This is a genomic window from Neoaquamicrobium sediminum, assembly GCF_040970315.1.
In the GTDB taxonomy this organism is placed as follows: Bacteria; Pseudomonadota; Alphaproteobacteria; order Rhizobiales; family Rhizobiaceae; genus Aerobium; species Aerobium sediminum.
In genome coordinates this window covers 369,986-383,656 of sequence record NZ_JAZHFV010000006.1, presented here as the reverse complement: position 1 = coordinate 383,656, position 13,671 = coordinate 369,986, and the positions used below count along the sequence as shown (strand labels likewise).

Annotated in this window: 13 protein-coding genes; 11 read left to right on the top strand and 2 right to left on the bottom strand. The window is 65.4% G+C overall.

Features of this window, described 5'->3' with window-relative positions:
* The first annotated feature begins 21 nt into the window (after window positions 1-21).
* The 4 genes from V1479_RS18630 to V1479_RS18615 are packed head-to-tail and all read left to right on the top strand — an operon-like array spanning window position 22 to window position 4,693.
* Complete coding sequence (locus tag V1479_RS18630; protein WP_368804258.1) at window positions 22-969, top strand: ABC transporter permease; 948 nt, start codon at window positions 22-24, stop codon at window positions 967-969.
* Complete coding sequence (locus tag V1479_RS18625; protein WP_368804257.1) at window positions 966-2,912, top strand: dipeptide/oligopeptide/nickel ABC transporter permease/ATP-binding protein; 1,947 nt, start codon at window positions 966-968, stop codon at window positions 2,910-2,912. The genes V1479_RS18630 and V1479_RS18625 overlap by 4 nt, the downstream gene beginning before the upstream one ends.
* Window positions 2,905-3,909: an ABC transporter ATP-binding protein gene (locus tag V1479_RS18620; protein ID WP_368804256.1), complete on the top strand. Its 1,005-nt coding sequence runs from the start codon at window positions 2,905-2,907 to the stop codon at window positions 3,907-3,909. The genes V1479_RS18625 and V1479_RS18620 overlap by 8 nt, the downstream gene beginning before the upstream one ends.
* Before the next feature lie 13 nt (window positions 3,910-3,922).
* A complete protein-coding gene (locus V1479_RS18615; protein ID WP_368804255.1) occupies window positions 3,923-4,693 on the top strand; it encodes a FadR/GntR family transcriptional regulator in 771 nt (256 codons plus the stop codon).
* 6 nt (window positions 4,694-4,699) lie between these two features.
* Here the strand turns inward: V1479_RS18615 and kduD are convergent, their stop codons facing one another.
* Together kduD and V1479_RS18605 are read right to left on the bottom strand one after the other, a co-directional pair.
* Entirely contained in the window at window positions 4,700-5,467 is a 768-nt protein-coding gene (gene kduD / locus V1479_RS18610) for a 2-dehydro-3-deoxy-D-gluconate 5-dehydrogenase KduD (protein WP_368804254.1), read from the bottom strand.
* A 70-nt stretch (window positions 5,468-5,537) separates the two neighbouring features.
* Window positions 5,538-6,443 (bottom strand): helix-turn-helix domain-containing protein, encoded by a 906-nt coding sequence (locus tag V1479_RS18605; protein WP_368804253.1) that lies wholly within the window; start codon window positions 6,441-6,443, stop codon window positions 5,538-5,540.
* A 206-nt stretch (window positions 6,444-6,649) separates the two neighbouring features.
* On the opposite strand from V1479_RS18605, the gene V1479_RS18600 reads away from it, so the two are divergent.
* From V1479_RS18600 to pyrC, 7 genes are all read left to right on the top strand, one after another.
* A complete protein-coding gene (locus tag V1479_RS18600) occupies window positions 6,650-7,672 on the top strand; it encodes a TRAP transporter substrate-binding protein (RefSeq protein WP_368804252.1) in 1,023 nt (340 codons plus the stop codon).
* 62 nt (window positions 7,673-7,734) lie between these two features.
* Window positions 7,735-8,229 carry a TRAP transporter small permease gene (locus V1479_RS18595; protein WP_173192429.1) on the top strand — a complete coding sequence of 165 codons (495 nt, stop codon included), beginning with the start codon at window positions 7,735-7,737 and terminating at the stop codon, window positions 8,227-8,229.
* Between the two features lie 4 nt (window positions 8,230-8,233).
* Window positions 8,234-9,517: a TRAP transporter large permease gene (locus V1479_RS18590; RefSeq protein ID WP_368804251.1), complete on the top strand. Its 1,284-nt coding sequence runs from the start codon at window positions 8,234-8,236 to the stop codon at window positions 9,515-9,517.
* Between the two features lie 13 nt (window positions 9,518-9,530).
* Complete coding sequence (locus V1479_RS18585) at window positions 9,531-10,364, top strand: dihydroorotate dehydrogenase electron transfer subunit (protein WP_368804250.1); 834 nt, start codon at window positions 9,531-9,533, stop codon at window positions 10,362-10,364.
* Window positions 10,358-11,302, top strand: a complete 945-nt coding sequence (locus V1479_RS18580) for a dihydroorotate dehydrogenase (RefSeq protein WP_368804249.1) — start codon at window positions 10,358-10,360, stop codon at window positions 11,300-11,302. The genes V1479_RS18585 and V1479_RS18580 overlap by 7 nt, the downstream gene beginning before the upstream one ends.
* Window positions 11,299-12,582, top strand: coding sequence for a Zn-dependent hydrolase (locus V1479_RS18575; protein WP_368804248.1), 1,284 nt, complete (start codon window positions 11,299-11,301; stop codon window positions 12,580-12,582). Before V1479_RS18580 ends, V1479_RS18575 begins: the two co-directional genes overlap by 4 nt.
* A complete protein-coding gene (pyrC, locus tag V1479_RS18570; RefSeq protein ID WP_368804247.1) occupies window positions 12,579-13,628 on the top strand; it encodes a dihydroorotase in 1,050 nt (349 codons plus the stop codon). The genes V1479_RS18575 and pyrC overlap by 4 nt, the downstream gene beginning before the upstream one ends.
* The last annotated feature ends 43 nt before the right edge of the window (window positions 13,629-13,671 follow it).

The window sequence follows — 13,671 nt, the reverse complement described above, 5'->3', positions numbered from 1 at the left end:
TCGGCGACCCGGAGCGCATCCATGGCAGCCTACATCGCAAAGAGGCTTCTTGCCGCGATACCCGTCCTGTTCGGGCTCACGCTGATCGTGTTCCTGATCATGGCGCTGATCCCCGGTGACCCGGCGACGGCCATTCTCGGCAATTTCGCCACGCCTGAAAACGTCGCCCGGCTCAACGCGCAGCTCGGCCTCGACAAGCCCCTGCCCCAGCGATACCTGATTTGGCTCGGCAACCTGTTCCAGGGCGATCTCGGCCGTTCCTTCGCGCTCAACCGGCCGGTGCTCGACGAGGTGCTGGAGCGTTTCCAGGCGACACTCACCCTCGCCGGCGCCGCGCTCCTGCTCTGCTCGATCTTCGGCCTGCTGGCCGGCATCGTCTCCGCCGTGCGCCAGTTCGGCTGGGCCGATCGCATCGTCACCCTGCTAGTGCTGATCGGCATATCCACGCCCTCCTTCTTCCTCGGCCTGCTCCTGATCCTGTTCTTCGCAGTCGACCTGCGCTGGTTCCCGGCCAGCGGCATGTACGCGATCTATGGCGGCGGCGACCTGCCGGACCTGCTCTACCACCTCGTCATGCCGGCAGTGACGCTGGCGGCGGTCGCCACCGGCGTCATCGCGCGGCTCACCCGAACCGCCATGCTCGAGGTGCTGCGGCAGGATTATATTCGCACCGCCCGCGCCAAGGGGCTTAGCGAGCGCCGCGTCATCTACCGCCACGCCTTCAAGGCAGCTCTGGTCAGCGTGATCCCGGTCATCGGCATACAGGCCGGCTTCGTGCTCGGTGGCGCGGTCTATATCGAGACGGTCTTCCAGTGGCCGGGCATCGGCGCCATGCTGGTCAACGCCATCTCAACCCGCGACATCCTGCTGGTGCAGGGCGGCGTGCTGGTGGTCGCCGCCAGCTACGTGCTGTTCAACCTTGCAGCCGACGTCATTCAGTCGACGCTCGATCCGAGGTTGAGGCGATGAGCGCAACCATCGAAACCGCAAAGCCAGCGCGCGGGTCGGGTCGGCCCGACGCCATTCGCCTGATGCTCAACAACAGGCTGGCGACGGCCGGTCTGGTCATCCTCGCATTCATGGCAGCACTAGCGCTGCTCGCGCCGCTGCTGCCGCTTGCCGATCCCGATGCGACAGCGCCTGCGCAGCGGCTGCTGCGCCCGTTCGCCGAAGGTCACCTGCTCGGCACAGATGCGCTTGGCCGCGACATCCTCTCGCGCATCGTCTGGGGCCTGCGCGTCAGCCTCGCCGTCGGCATCTCGGCGACGCTGATCGCCGCCTTCTTCGGCTCGCTGATCGGCCTCGTCGCCGGCTATGCGGGCGGCCGCACCGATACGCTGCTGATGCGCGGCATCGACATGCTGATGGCCTTTCCCTACATCCTGCTCGCGCTCGCCATCGTTGCGGTGCTGGGGCCGGGCCTCATCAACGCGCTTTATGCCATTGCCGCCGTCAACATTCCCTTCTTCGCCCGCAACATACGCGGTGTCACGCTCGGCCTTGCCCGGCGCGAATTCGTCGATGCAGCGCGGCTTTCCGGCAAATCGCACACGCGCATCCTGACCTCCGAAATCCTGCCCAACGTCATGCCGGTCATCGTCGTGACAATGTCGACCACCGTCGGCTGGATGATCCTCGAAACCGCCGGCCTTTCCTTCCTTGGGCTGGGCGCTCAGCCGCCGCAGGCCGACCTCGGCTCGATGCTGGGCGACGGTCGGCGCGTGCTGTTCAACGCGCCTCACGTCGCCCTCATGCCCGGCATCGCCATCTTCCTGCTGGTGATGAGCATCAACCTTCTGGGCGACGGCATTCGCGACGTGCTCGATCCGCGGCTGAAATCCGGCGCGCTGACGCGTCCCGTCGCGCGCACCGCCATCGAGCTTCCGGCCGGCGAAAACCACGCCGACCCGGTTCCCGGCGCAGTGCTCGATGTCGCGGGATTGAAGACCCAGTTCCAGATCGGCTCGAAGACGCTTCACGCCGTCGGTGGCGTCGACCTGCTGCTCGGCGAGACGGAATGTCTCGGCCTCGTTGGCGAATCCGGATCCGGCAAGTCGGTCACCGCAATGTCGATCATGGGCCTCGTGCCCACCCCGCCCGGCCGCATCGCTGGCGGCGCCATCCGCTTGAAGGGCGAGGATCTGCTTGCAGCGTCCGACGCTCGTATCCGGCAATTGCGCGGCGGCGCGGTCTCCCACGTCTTCCAGGACCCGCTTTCGACGCTGCACCCCCTGTTTACGGTCGGCGACCAGATCATCGAGGCGATCCGCGCCCACCAGCCGCTCGGCCATGCCGAGGCGCGCGAACGGGCGAAGGAGTTGCTGGCGCTGGTGCGCATTCCCAACCCGGAACAGCGGCTCGACGCCTGGCCGCACGAGCTGTCGGGCGGCATGCGGCAGCGCGTCTGCATCGCCATGGCGCTTGCAAACGACGCCGAACTGCTGATCGCCGACGAGCCGACGACCGCCCTCGACGTCACCGTTCAGGCGCAGATCCTCGCGCTGATGAACAAGCTCCGCCACGACAAACAGGCGTCGATCCTGTTCATCACCCACGATTTCGGCGTGGTCTCGGCACTCTGCGACCGTGTGGCGGTGATGTATGCGGGCCGCATCGTTGAAACCGGCACGACGGAGCAGGTGCTGGAGAGCCCCGCCCACCCCTACACGCGCAAGCTGATCGACTGCGTGCCCGTGCTGGGCGCGCCCGAACGCCGGCTTGATGCGATCGAGGGTCTGCCGCCTTCCGTCGACGACCTGCCGGAAGGCTGCGCCTTCGCACCGCGCTGCCCGCGCGTCCAGCCCGAATGCCGGCGCGGCGAGATCGCGCTCGACCCGCTGGGCGGCGGCCGCGCCGCGCGCTGCCTGTTCCCGCTGGTGGAAGATGATGAAAGGGCCGCAACCGATGCCTGACGTCACCGCACTGATCGAGATCGACGCCGTCGAGCGCGTCTTCGGCGGCGGCCGCACGCTGTTCGGCGGGCACAAGCCCGGCGTCCACGCCATCCAGCAGGTCTCCCTGGAGGTCCGCCCCGGCGAGACGCTTGGCATCGTCGGTGAATCCGGTTGCGGGAAGTCGACGCTGGCGCGCATGCTGGTCGGGCTCGACAAGCCGACCGGCGGCGCGATCCGCTTCAAGGGCGAGGACGTGGCCGAAGCGGCCCAAAGGGATTTCGGCACGCTGGCGCGGCGCGTCCAGTACGTGTTTCAGGATCCCGTCTCGTCGCTCAATCCGCGCAAGACGATCCGCGCGATTCTGGAAGCGCCTCTCATCCATCTCCTCGGCCTCGGCCGCAGCGAACGGCGGGAGCGGCTTGCCGAGCTGATGGACGCTGTCAATTTGCGCCCTGAATTCCTCGAGCGCTATCCGCATGAATTCTCGGGCGGTCAGGCCCAGCGCATCGGCATCGCCCGCGCGCTGGCGGCCAGCCCCGAACTGATCGTGCTCGACGAGCCGGTCTCCGCGCTCGACGTATCCGTGCAGGCGCAGGTGCTCAACCTGCTCGACGACCTGAAGGCGCGTTTCGGCCTCACTTACGTCTTCATCAGTCACGACCTGTCGGTGGTCGAAAGCGTCAGCGACCGTGTCGCGGTGATGTATTTCGGCCGCCTCGCCGAGATTGGCCCGTCGAAGGCCATCTTCGCCGATCCGCGACACCACTATACGAGGCTGCTGCTCGATTCGGTGCCGGTGCCCGGCCGTCCGGTGCTGGCGCCTGAGGACGGCAATGCGGAGCTGCCCGATCCTTACGATCCGCCGCCGGGCTGCGCCTTTGCCGCGCGCTGTCCGGCAGCCGACGACCTGTGCCGCACGAAGCGCCCCTCGCTGGAGGAAGGCGCGGTGGACAAGGAGCACCTCGCCGCTTGCTTCCACCCGCCGCTCCTGACAGGAGAGAAACGGGCAGGCTGATGGGCGACAAGGGATGACGACGGGAAACACGCCGCTGGTGGTGACGCCGCCGAAACGGCGCAAGCGCTCGGATATGCTCGCGGCGCGCATCCGCGACTTGATCTCCCAGCGGGGCCTTTCCCCTGGCGACCGCATCCCGCAGGAATGGCTGGCCGAAGAGGAGATGAAAGCCTCCAAGGGCACTGTCCGCGAGGCGATGAAAGCGCTGGAAACGCAGGGTCTCATCAAGACCCGCACCGGCCCCGGCGGTGGCGCGTTCGTCACCGCGCTTTCGGGCGAGCAGGCAATGGACCTGCTGAGCAATCTCTTCCTCTTCAACCAGCCGGGCATCGCCGACATCTACGCGCTGCGCAAGCTGCTTGAACCGGAGCTTGCCGCAAGCCTTGCCGGCAAGCTCGACGAGCAGGGCAGCACGGCCCTTCAGGCGACGATCAGGCTCTACGAAAACGAGCCGAAGACGGCCGAGGAGGAATTCCGCCAGCGGATCGCCGAGCTCGACTTCCACTCGGTCCTCGCCAGTCTCGCCGAGAACCAGTTGCTCGGCTTCGTCTGCGTCTTCCTCCAGACGCTGCTGCGCGATTTGACCGAGTGCCGCGCGATCTATGCCGAGCCGAACCCGCAGCTCCGCGAGACCGCACTCAACTATCAGGTGCGCACAATCCGCCTGCTCAAGGCCGGCGATGCCGAAGGTGCGCGGCGGCTTATGCGCGAGCATATGGAAGACGCCGAGCGCTATATGCTGGAACGCGCCCGCATCCGCAGCCAGGCTTCGCGAGAAAGTTGATAGCGCCTAGCGCGCCAGCCAGCCGCCGTCGACCGGCAGCACAGCGCCATGGATATAGTCGGAAGCATTCGAGGCGAGAAACACCGCCGCGCCGCCCAGATCTTCCCCCTTGCCCCACCGTCCAGCCGGAATTCGCTTGAGAATCTCGGTGTTTCGCTCCGAATCCTCGCGCAGCGCCCGCGTATTGTTGGTCTCGATATAGCCGGGTGCGATGGCGTTCACGTTGATGCCGCGCGCCGCCCACTCATTGGCAAGCAGCCGCGTCAGGCCGGCAAGACCGCTCTTCGCGGCGGTGTACGATGCGATGCGGATACCGCCCTGGAACGACAGAAGCGAGGCGATGTTGATGATCTTGGCCGGCACGTTCTCCGCAAGCGCGCCCGCCGCAAAGGCCTGACAGAGGAAGAAGACAGACTTGAGGTTGACGTCCATGACGGCGTCCCAGTCTTCCTCGGTGAAGTCCACCGCGTCCGCGCGCCGGATGATGCCGGCATTGTTGACCAGTATGTCGGGCCGACCGCATGCCTCGGTAACGCGCGGCATCAGCCCACGTACCGCCTTCATATCCGAGAGATCGGCCTTGACCGCCGCAAAGCGTCCGCCCTTGCCCTCGATCAGCGCCGCCGTGTCGTCCATGGCCGAACGGCCCACGCCAACAACAGAAGCACCGGCATTTGCCAGCGCGCAAGCGATCGCCTGCCCTATGCCGGTGTTCGCGCCGGTCACCAGCGCCGTCTTGCCTGAAAGATCGAAGGGAGATGCGTGCACGGTCATGCCTTCCTATGGTGTCGGAAGGCCGTAACAGACCACGGCTCGGGCGCCTGCGTCCATCCCCTGCGCGGTGCTACCGGATCGCGTATTTGTCGATCACGGTTTGCAGATAGGCAGCGGCTTCCGCTCCCTTCAGCGCGTCGCCCCACAGCCGCGCGGCAATCTCCTCGTGCAGCGACATCGCCTCAGGTGCCGAGGTTATCAGCGCCACGCCGAGCCGCACATTCGGCTGCTCGCCCAGCCGAAACGGGCTGATTGCCAGAACCGAGCGATCGGCCTGGCGGAATATCTGGAAACTCGTCGCCGGCACCTGCTCGCGCACGATGCCGATCTGGATGCCGATCGGCTGGTCGTTCAGCATCGAGAGGATGTATTCGGCCTCGTTGCGCGCCGCGCGCCTGCGCTCGTCCACGGTCGCTGCCGGCAGGTCGTGCCGTCCCACCATGCCGTGCATCAGGAAACGCTCGAGATCGGCCGAGGAGATCAGGCTTACGATCAGCGGCCGGCGCAACCGGAAGGCGGCCTTACGTTCGCGCAGGACTTCGACGAGCGCATCCACCGCCCGGGCCGACGTCCCCTCGGGATCGACCCCCTCGGGAATCGACTCTTTCAAAACGGTCTTCAGCACCGTGTCATAGCCGTCGGACGTCAGCAGGTAGGACACGGGGCTGAACAGCCCGATGATCTGCTGGCATTCTTCCTCGAGCTGGCGCATCCGCTCGAAGAACGTCGTCGACGTGCTGACATATTCCACGCCGACGCCCATCAGGCTCGGCAGCGAAACGCCGAGCTCGCCGGCGATGTTGGTCAACGTGTCGATCTTGCGGATTTCGCCCTTTTCGGCGCGATAGAGCGCCGCGCGCGACATGTGGAGCTTTTCGGCCAGGGCATCCGGGGTCAGTCCCTTACCCATGCGATGGGCACGCAGGCGTGCGCCGATGTCGCGGAAGCTGATTGCGTCTTGGTCCGAACTGCTCACATTCTCTCCCGCGTGGGCTCCAGAAGCGGTCCCGTTATCCGGCGACCGGCGCATGATTGTCAATGAAACCTCTCATATCCGCCACTTCGGATCAATTATTGGACGCATCTTAAATTCGTCTCATTTTTGAGAATTGCGATTGACAGCCAATCCGCCCCTCCATTACCGTCCATTCTTTCTTGGCCCCAAAAATAAGAGGTGGAACAGTGAACAGGGTAGTCAGCAGGCTCAAGGCAATCGCATTGTCGACCGTCATCGGTCTCTCGGCAGCTTCTACGGCATGGTCGGCGGACTTCGTCGCCAAGATCGGCCATCTGGAATCCGCGCAGCAGTCGCGTCACGTGATGCTCGAGAAGGTCGCGGCCCTCGTGGCCGAGCGCACCGACGGCGCCGTCGAGTTCCAGATTTTCCCGCAAGGGCAGCTCGGCCAGCAGCGCGAGATGACCGAAGGCGTCCAGCTCGGCACGCTTGAAGCAACCGTCGCGCCGGCCGCCTTCCTCGGCGGCTTCAACCCGCTGGTGTCGATCCTCGACATCCCCTTCCTTCTGCCGGATGACGCCGAAGCCGCACAGAAGATCCGCGGCGGCGCCTTCGGCAAGGCACTGTGCGATTCCTTCTCCACCCGCGGGGTCGTCTGCCTGACCTTGTGGCCGAACGGCAAGAAGCACTTCACCTCCAGCAAGCCGCTGGCCGCCATCGACGATTTCGCCGGCCAGAAGTTCCGCGTGATGGATTCCAACATCCTGATCGAGCAGTTCAACGCGCTTGGCGCCTCCGCAATCGCGCTGCCTTTCGGCGAGCTCTATACCGCGCTGCAGACCGGCGTGGTCGATGCGCAGGAAAACCCGCTCGATACCATCCAGCGCATGAAGTATTACGAGGTCCAGAAGCATCTCGTGGTTTCCGACCACGGCGCGATGGAAGATGTCGTGCTGTTCAACCCGGCGTTCTGGAACGGTCTGCCTGAAGAGCACCGCACCGTCATCACCGAGGCCTTCCAGGAAGTCATTCCCGAGCTCATCGCCCACAAGGCCGAGGCCGTTAAGGCGGCGCTCGCCGAAATCGAGGCGTCGGGCATCGACATCCGCGAGATGACTTCCGAGGAAAAGCAGGCCTTCCGCGAGAAGATGTACCCCGCCACGCGCGAGGCCTTCCTCAGCCGCACCGGCGATGAGGGCAAAGCGCTTATCGAGGTCTACGAGCGCGAATACGAAGCCGTAGCGCAGTAAGAACCGATGCGCGGCGCCCGCTTCGATAGCGGCGCCGCGCCCCGATCTTCGAGGAACCGGCCATGAAGGCGCTTTCCATTTTGCGGGCCGCCGAGCGGATTGCCATTGTCGCGATCTTTCTCATCATGGTCGCGCTGTACTTCCTCAATGTCGTGGGACGCCAGTTCGGCGGCTCGATGGCCTCCAACCTCGCCTGGATCGAGGAGGCCGTCCGCCTGATGAGCCTGTTCCTCGTCTTCCTCGCCATCGGGCTCGCGCTGGAAAAGGGCCGCCATGTCGGCGTCCACACATGGCGCGACCGCATCGCCGCGAAGACGCACCTTCCGGTACGCCGCATCATCGACGCGGTCGGCGTGATCTTCAGCCTCTATCTCGCCTGGCTTGGATACCAGATGACCATCTTCGTCCACTCCATGGGCCAGATCAGCCCAACGCTGAACATGCCGATCTTCTGGATGTACCTGGCGCCGACCGCCGGCTTTATCCTGCTCGCGCTGCGCTACGGGCTGAGCTTCTTTGGACTGATCGACCGCTATTCAGCGCAGGACAAGGAGTAGACGCATGTTGCTCGCTATCGTCGTAGCCACTGCCGTAATCCTTCTCGTCCTCGGCTTCGAGATGCTGCTGGTGCTTGGCGTGCCGGCCCTGATGGTCAAGGAGTTCTTCTACGGCACCCTGCCCGACCCGGTCGCGGTGCAGAAGATCGTGGGCGGCATCAACCACTCCACCCTGCTGGCGATCCCGTTCTTCATCCTCGCCGCCGAACTGATGGGCGGAGGCCAGATTTCCGCCCGCCTTACAGGCATGGCCAGCGCGTTCCTCGGACATTTCCGTGGCGGCCCCGGCTACACCACTATCGGCGGCTCGCTTGCCTTCGGCTCGGTGTCGGGCTCTGCCCCGGCGACGGTCGCCGCCATGGGACGCATGGTCTATCCCGACCTGCGCGCCAAGGGGTTCAGCGACAAGTTCAGCCTCGGGCTCATCGCCTCGGCCGCCGAGACGTCGCTGCTGCTGCCACCGTCCATCACCCTCATCATCTACGGCTGGATGACGGGTACGTCGGTAGCCAAGCTATTCATCGCCGGCATCGTGCCCGGCCTTGTCCTTGCGCTGTCGTTCGCGATCCTCGTAGCCATCGAGGCGCGCAGGAACGGCATCGAAGGCGGAGAGCGCACAAGCTGGCGGGAGCGGCTGAGGGCGGTATCGCGCGCGACCTGGGCGCTGGGCATGCCCCTCATCATCCTCGGCGGCATCTACACCGGCTATTTCACGCCCACCGAGGCAGCGGCCGTCAGCGTCGTCTACGCGATCTTCGTCGAGACCGTCATCTTCCGCAGCCTCAACCTGCGCAAGCTCATCGACATCACCGAGCGCGCTGCCCTGTCCACGGCCATCATCTTCATCCTGCTGGCGCTGGGCGGCCTGCTTTCGTACTTCGTCACGCTCGCTCAGGTGCCGAGCCACATCCTCACCTTCATCGAAACCGTCAACGCCGGTCCGATCGTCTTCCTCATCATCATCAACGTCGTGTTCCTGGTCGTCGGCATGTTCGTCGATCCCAACTCGGCGCTGCTGATCCTCGTGCCGCCGCTCTATCCGGTCGCCATGGCGCTCGGCATCGATCCCGTCCACTTCGGCGTCATCGTCACGCTCAACATCACGATCGGCATGATCACGCCGCCATTCGGCCTCGACCTGTTCGTTGCCGCCTCGACACTGTCGAAACCGGTCATGGTGATTATTTCGGGCATCGGCCCCTTCATCGTGGCCAATCTCGCCACGCTGCTGGTCATCACCTATGTGCCGCCGGTCTCCACCTTCCTGCCCAACCTGCTGGTCGGCTGACGGGGAGATGACGATGCTACATGCCGAAAGAACGATTCCGCAGATTCCATCTGTTTTCGAGCGCGACCTCCCCGTGGTCTCCAACGACCCGGTCAATGGCGAATATATGCGCCTCGTGCTGCGCGCCCCGGCCGATCTTCTGGAACAATGCCGGGCCGGTCAGTTCTTCCATCTGCTGTGCCCCGCGATTGGCGGCGAGACGCCCTATCTGCGCCGTCCCATGAGCATCTACGGCTTCTATCCAGAACGCGAAGAACTGCACTTCCTCTACAAGGTGACGGGCGAAGGCACACGCGCGCTCTTCCATCTGGGGCCGGGCGACAGCCTCAACGTGCTCGGGCCGCTCGGTCAGGGATTCCGCATCGAGGCCGACTGGCAGCGTCTCGTGCTCGTGGCGCGCGGCGTCGGCCTTGCGACGCTTGCGCCGTTGGCGCTGGAAGCGCAGCGGCTCGGGCGCAGCCTCACCGCCATCTGCAGCGCGCGCAATCCAGAGGTGCTGATGTCGACGGACTATTTCCGCGATCTCGGCGCCAACGTCATCACCGTCACGGATTCCGAGGGCACCGCCGGCGTCGACAACATCGAGCGTATCATCGAGGGACTGGTCGCCGACAGAGGCGTCGACGCGTTCTACACCTGCGGCTCCAACCGCCTGCTGCGGTTGCTCCAGGCGCTCGGCGAGCGCCACGGCATTCCCGGCGAGATCGCGCTGGAGCAGCAGATGGCCTGCGGCCTCGGCATGTGCCATTGCTGCGTACGCCCGTTCCGCAAGAACGAACGCCTCGTCAACCTGCGCGTCTGCCGCGAAGGCCCCGTCTTCGACATGCAGGAGGCGATGCCGTGGTAGATCTTGCCGTCGACATCGGGGCGCTGCGCCTCAAGAACCCGATCATGCCCGCCTCGGGCACCTTCTCGGAAGACCTCGCCGACGTCTTCGATCTCGAATGCCTCGGCGCGCACGTCACCAAGACGATCACGCGCGGCTGGCGCGACGGCAACCCGACGCCGCGCGTCTGCGAGGTCTCGGGTTCGATGCTCAACTCCATCGGCATCCCCAGCAAGGGCATCGGCTATTTCATCGAGAAGACGATCCCTTTCTACCGTCGCTATCAGACACCGCTGGTGGTCAGCATCTCGGGCAACACCGCCGACGAGTTCGCCACGCTCTGCTCAGAGGTCAGCGTCGACGGCGTCGATGCCATCGAGGTCAACATTTCCTGCCCGAACATCGAGGAAGACGGCAAGGCCTTCGCCATCCGCGCTTCTTCGACCTATGACGTGATGTGCAAGCTGCGCAAGGCGACCAGCCTTCCGCTCTGGGCCAAGCTCACGCCCAACACCGGCGAGACGCCCGAGGTGGCGCGCGCCGCTGAAGAAGGCGGCGCCGACGCGCTGGTCGTCGCCAACACGCTGCTGGCGATGGCCATCGACATCCGCACCCGCAAGCCGAAGCTAGGCAACCTCATGGGCGGGCTCTCCGGCCCGTCGCTGAAGCCGATCGCGCTGCGCATGGCCTACCAGTGCGCCAAGGCCGCCAAGATCCCCGTCATCGGCTGCGGCGGCATCTCGACGGCCGAGGACGTGCTGGAATTCCTGATCGCAGGCGCCAGCGCCGTACAGGTCGGCACCGCGACCTTCATCAATCCCACCGTCATGCCGGCCATCATCGCCGATCTCCAAAGCTATCTGGAACGCGAGAACATCGCCTCCGTGCGCGACCTCGTCGGAACCGTCATCGACGACGAGCAGAAGGCTGGCGTCGTCTTCATGGAGACGGCGCCATGACCGCGCTCAAGGCCAAGCCCGCCGACGACCGCGACGTCGACCTCGAGACCGCGCGCTATCTCTTCGAGACGATCGCCGCACGCACACCGGACACGCAGGGCGTCAGCCGCCCTGCCTTCTCCGCGGTCGAAACCGATACCCTGCGCTTCCTTGAGGACTTCGCACGCGATAACGGGCTGGAGGTCTGGTACGACGCGGGCGCCAACGCCAACTTCGCCCTGCCCGGCGACCGTGACGCCGAGCGCTTCGTCGTCATCGGATCGCATGTCGACAGCGTGCCGTATGGCGGCAATTTCGACGGGCTCGCGGGTGTCGTTGCCGGCCTGGTCTGCCTGTTGCGGGCGCAGCGGCGCGGCGAGCGCTTTGCACGGCCCGTTCATGTGCTTGCCATGCGCGGCGAGGAAAGCGCCTGGTTCGGCCCCTGCTATATCGGCTCCAAGGCGCTCACCGGCACGCTCGATGCGGCCGAGTTGAAGGCGCTGCACAAGGGCGACGGGCGCACGCTCGACAATCACATGGGCGACGCCGGCATTGCCATGGAGCCGGTGCGCGGACGCCAGCCACTCATCGATCTCTCGGCGATCGAAGCCTATCTCGAATTGCATATCGAGCAGGGTCCCCTGTTGATCGGCAAGGAGATTCCCGCCGCTGTCGTCTCCGGCATCCGGGGCAATTTCCGCCATCGCCGCGTGCGCTGCATCGGCGAAGCCGGCCATTCCGGCGCCGTGCCCAAGGCCTACCGCCGTGACGCGGTGCTCGCCATGGCCGACCTGCTGGTGCGCCTCGACGAGAGCTGGTCGACCATCCTCAACATGGGCGACGATCTGGTGCTGACCAGCGGCATGGTCGGAACCGACCCCGAGCGGCACGCCATGTCGAAGATCCCGGAAGAGGTTTCTTTCAGCCTCGACATCCGCAGCCAGAGCCCGCGCACCCTCGACGACATGCGCCGGCTTCTCCAAGCCGAGATGCAGCAGGTCGAAAAGGACCGCAAGGTCCGCTTCGAGCTCGACGAGGAGATGCGCGTCGAGCCGGCGATGTGCGATCCGGAACTGGTCGAGGGTCTGAAGGCGGCGATGGCGCGTGTCGGTCAGGAGCCGTTCGTCATGCCGTCCGGCGGCGGCCACGACGCGGCGGTATTTTCAGCGGCCGGTGTTCCCTCGGCCATGGTGTTCGTGCGAAACAGCAACGGCTCCCACAACCCGCAAGAGGCGATGGAGTTGGCGGACTTCATCGCTGCCACCGACATCGTCCACGAGTTTCTGACGAGGCACGAATGACGACGCTGACCATCCGCCGACCCGACGACTGGCATGTCCACCTGCGCGACGGCGCGATGCTGCAGGCTGTCACGCCCCACACGGCCGCGCATTTCGCCCGCGCCATCATCATGCCCAACCTCGTGCCGCCGGTGGTCACACGTGCCGATGCCGCCGCCTACCGCCAGCGCATCATGGCCGCACTGCCGCAGGGCAGCGACTTCACCCCTCTGATGACACTTTATCTGACCGAGGCGACCGACCCGGCCGATGTAGAGGCGGCTTTCCGCGCCGGCGAGATCTCCGCCGTGAAGCTCTATCCGGCTGGTGCCACCACCAACTCGCAAAGCGGCGTGCGCGACATCCGCAAGGTTTATCCGGTGCTTGAACGCATGGCCGAGATCGGCCTGACGCTCTGCGTCCACGGCGAGGTCACCGACCCATCGATCGACATCTTCGACCGCGAGGCGGTGTTCATCGACCGCGTGCTCGATCCGATGCGCCGCGCGATCCCCGGCCTGCGCGTGGTGATGGAACACGTCACCACGAAGGATGGCGTCGATTACGCCCTGTCGCAGGACGAAAACCTCGCCGCGACCATCACAACCCATCACCTCATCATCAACCGCAACGCCATCCTGGCCGGCGGTATCCGCCCGCATTACTACTGCCTGCCGGTCGCCAAGCGCGAGACGCATCGCCTGGCGCTGCGCGCGGCCGCGACCTCGGGCGACCGGCGCTTCTTCCTCGGCACGGATTCAGCACCGCATACCGACCCGCTCAAGGAATGCGCCTGCGGTTGCGCCGGCATCTTCTCCTCCATCAACACGATGGGCTGCCTTGCCCATGTCTTCGAGCAGGACGGCGCGCTCGACCGGCTGGAAGCGTTCGTGTCGCTGAACGGGCCGGCCTTTTACAGGCTTCCCGTCAACGAGGCGCGCGTCACGCTGCAAAGGCATGACGAGCCCGTGGCCTTCCCCGAAAAGATCGAGACCGGCGACGGCCCGGTCACCGTCTTCGACCCGATGTTCCCGATCCACTGGAATCTGGCTGGCGAGGCTGGCTAGAGCGAGACGAAGTTGATAGCGAGAGGTCCCGGTCAACTTTTGG

Excerpts from the sequence above, each read along its gene's own strand:
- V1479_RS18630 (WP_368804258.1), top strand. The coding sequence starts at position 22 with ATGGCAGCCTACATCGCAAAGAGGCTTCTTGCCGCGATACCCGTCCTG.
- V1479_RS18625 (WP_368804257.1), top strand. The coding sequence starts at position 966 with ATGAGCGCAACCATCGAAACCGCAAAGCCAGCGCGCGGGTCGGGTCGG.
- V1479_RS18620 (WP_368804256.1), top strand. The coding sequence starts at position 2,905 with ATGCCTGACGTCACCGCACTGATCGAGATCGACGCCGTCGAGCGCGTC.
- V1479_RS18615 (WP_368804255.1), top strand. The coding sequence starts at position 3,923 with ATGACGACGGGAAACACGCCGCTGGTGGTGACGCCGCCGAAACGGCGC.
- kduD (WP_368804254.1), bottom strand. The coding sequence starts at position 5,467 with ATGACCGTGCACGCATCTCCCTTCGATCTTTCAGGCAAGACGGCGCTG.
- V1479_RS18595 (WP_173192429.1), top strand. The coding sequence starts at position 7,735 with ATGAAGGCGCTTTCCATTTTGCGGGCCGCCGAGCGGATTGCCATTGTC.
- V1479_RS18590 (WP_368804251.1), top strand. The coding sequence starts at position 8,234 with ATGTTGCTCGCTATCGTCGTAGCCACTGCCGTAATCCTTCTCGTCCTC.
- V1479_RS18585 (WP_368804250.1), top strand. The coding sequence starts at position 9,531 with ATGCTACATGCCGAAAGAACGATTCCGCAGATTCCATCTGTTTTCGAG.
- V1479_RS18575 (WP_368804248.1), top strand. The coding sequence starts at position 11,299 with ATGACCGCGCTCAAGGCCAAGCCCGCCGACGACCGCGACGTCGACCTC.
- pyrC (WP_368804247.1), top strand. The coding sequence starts at position 12,579 with ATGACGACGCTGACCATCCGCCGACCCGACGACTGGCATGTCCACCTG.